This is a genomic window from uncultured Brachyspira sp. (assembly GCF_944390595.1).
In the GTDB taxonomy this organism is placed as follows: Bacteria; Spirochaetota; Brachyspiria; order Brachyspirales; family Brachyspiraceae; genus Brachyspira.
This window is the reverse complement of the sequence record NZ_CALXRN010000167.1, coordinates 1-2,716: the sequence shown is the minus strand read 5'-3', so window position 1 is coordinate 2,716 and position 2,716 is coordinate 1. Positions and strand designations below refer to the sequence as shown.

Annotated in this window: 5 protein-coding genes; all 5 read right to left on the bottom strand. The window is 25.6% G+C overall.

Translation table 11 applies throughout. From position 1 onward, the window contains the following. Positions 1-98: 98 nt before the first annotated feature. Positions 99-326, bottom strand: a complete 228-nt coding sequence (locus Q0J90_RS09775) for a hypothetical protein (RefSeq protein ID WP_297277721.1) — start codon at positions 324-326, stop codon at positions 99-101. A gap of 341 nt (positions 327-667) precedes the next feature. Beyond that, the gene (locus Q0J90_RS09770; RefSeq protein ID WP_297277722.1) at positions 668-922 is read right to left on the bottom strand and encodes a tetratricopeptide repeat protein; all 255 of its coding nucleotides are present in this window, start codon (positions 920-922) and stop codon (positions 668-670) included. A 37-nt stretch (positions 923-959) separates the two neighbouring features. After that, positions 960-1,298: a tetratricopeptide repeat protein gene (locus Q0J90_RS09765; RefSeq protein WP_297277720.1), complete on the bottom strand. Its 339-nt coding sequence runs from the start codon at positions 1,296-1,298 to the stop codon at positions 960-962. Positions 1,299-1,490: 192 nt separating this feature from the next. After that, positions 1,491-2,159 carry a DNA alkylation repair protein gene (locus tag Q0J90_RS09760; protein WP_297277719.1) on the bottom strand — a complete coding sequence of 223 codons (669 nt, stop codon included), beginning with the start codon at positions 2,157-2,159 and terminating at the stop codon, positions 1,491-1,493. A gap of 17 nt (positions 2,160-2,176) precedes the next feature. After that, positions 2,177-2,716 (bottom strand): Ldh family oxidoreductase (locus tag Q0J90_RS09755; protein WP_297277718.1); only part of this gene is annotated, 540 nt, incomplete at its 5' end.

Below are 2,716 nucleotides of genomic sequence, written 5' to 3'. Positions count from 1 at the left end.
TTCATTCTTTTCTTTTTTCATATAAAAATATATAACTCCGTAATTTTATAGCTGATATAATATACTAAAAATTTTATATTATGTCAAAAGTTAATCGATTATTTTTTACAAGAAACAGTATAATTATGTTTTCTTATCATTTCCTCCACTTCTGTAGGCGTATAAACAATCCACTCATTATATTTATTAGCATCATACTTTTTTATTGTTTTAACTTCTCCGCCTAACCATAATTTTGGATTATATTCATCGCCTAATAAAAAATTATTAATTAACCGTGCGTTAATTAGAACTATAAATTTAATTAAAACTTGGGCGGGTGCCAACAAATTCTAATTAAACTACAAATATAATTAATATTAAAATTCAAAATGAAGCATTAAACTTTAAAGGGCGGGGTATGTAAATAAATTTTAAAGCTTAATTACATTTGCCCACCCTATAGGCTTATTACTTTAATTTGAAATTATTGTTTTTCATTTCTTGTAAGTTTAAATATAATTGTTAACGCCCACCCAAAATTTTTTTTTAAAATTTATAACGCATTCACCGCACGCAGAGCAAAGTTATAAATATGGTTTTATAGTAATTTCAAATTTTATTATATTAAAAATTTTGTTTACCGTGCGTAAAGTTAATTTCAAACCATATTTATATTGAATATTTTCTAAACTATGCTATTATTCTTCAATTCTAAAGATTTTTTATAATCTTTAATTGCTTCTTCATATCGACATAAATTAAATTTACTGACACTTCTATTATTATAAATAGAGCTATTATTAGGGTCTAACTCTATGGCTTTATTATAATCTTCAATAGATTCTTCATATTGTTTTGAATCTGCTTTGGAAATTCCTCTGTTATAATAAGCCTTACTATCATTAGGATCTAATTCTATAGCTTCATTATAATCTTCAATAGATTCTTTATATTTTTTTTAAATAAGCCTTAGAATTTTATCTATTAATATAAGCATGACTATTATTAGGGTCTAATTCTATAGCTTTATCATAATCTTTGATAGCCTCTTCGTATTGTTTTAAATCTGATTTAGAGTTTCCTCTGTTATTATATACTGAACTATTGTTAGGATTTAACTCTATAGCTTTATCATAATCCTTAATAGCTTCTTCATATTCTTCTAAACTATTTTTAGATATGCCTCTAGCATTGTAATATCTTAATTGAGTATTATCAAGCTCTATTGCTTTATCAAAAGATTCTATAGCTTCTTTGTATTTTCCTTCCTCATGATAATTAATACCTTCTTCATAATATTCTTCTGATGATAACATATTTTACCTCAAATAATTTCTTATTATAAAAATAATATATTTCATTTTTGGTATTTTCAAGTTGGTAGTTTTAATATTAATAAAAAATTTACTTTTTGGCAGAAATGTGTTAAATAAATTTTAAATCTAATCAACACTTGGGCGGGTAATGAAATTTATAATTATGAGTTTATCACTAGCAACAATAATAAATTAAATATACTTGCTAGCTTCCTTTATGCTTAGATTAGACATATTTTCTTTGTGCCTTTCTATAAAATTACGAACCCAATCAGGATTAGTTTTACTATAATCCCTTAAAGACCATCCTATTGCTTTGTTTATAAAAAACTCTTTGTTGTTTAAATTGTTTATTATAATTTTTTCTAATAATTCAGTATTGGTTTTATCTTTTCTTAAAAGCTGATGATCTATAGCTATTCTTCTAAGCCAAATGTTATCGGATAAAGACCATTCTAAAAGTATATCATTAATTGTTTCATCCCTTAAAGCAATATCACCGATTATCCTGTCTAAAAAATCTATGCTATCCCACCATGATTTTGTAAGTGCATATTCTTTTAATTTTCCTATATGACTTTTATTTAAATATTTCTTTTTTAAAATAAGATAATCTACAGCTGCATACTGAAATTCCCTGTATTTATTTTCATAGCATTTATCAGTGAAATTAAAATCAATAAAATCTTTTTCATCTTTTGGAATATTTTTGAATACTCTTTTCTCAGCTTCTTTTCTTTCCTTTGAATGAATACCTAAAAACTCAAAATTATTTTTCATGTACTTAGCCATGAAAACAGCTTCTTTTTCATTCTTTAATTTTTCAAATTCTTTTGAAAGAGTAGTATATAAATTACTCATTTAATGAAGCCTAAAATTTATTTGTCAAAAATATATTTATAAACATGTTCAGATAAAGGTATTCCATTTTTTAAATAATCAAAAGAACAAGATTCTTTTCTCTCCCCCGGTACTGATATAGTTTCTCCTTCTTTTAAAGCAGGCTCTTTTCTTATATCATCAATAAATGACTGCACAGTATTTAAATAAGTATCCAAATCATTATAAACGGCAGGATCAATAACAAGTATAAATGTAGAAAGATTTCTTTTTTTATCCATATCGCCGTACATTTTTACTAAATTATTGCAATATACTTGCCCTATTAAAAGCCCGGTAAAAGCTTCAACCATAGTCATTATTAAATATCCCTTAACTCCTCCAAAAGGTACAACATATCTTATCTCATGAGGATTAGAACTAGGATTACCGTTTTCATCAACTCCCCAATGCATAGGTACTGTTTCATTATTTTCTCTTGCTGTAAATATGCGTCCTAATGATACCTCACTTGTTGCCATATCTCCAAGTATAAAATCTTTTTTACCAGGAAAACCATAACTTATAGGATTAGTACC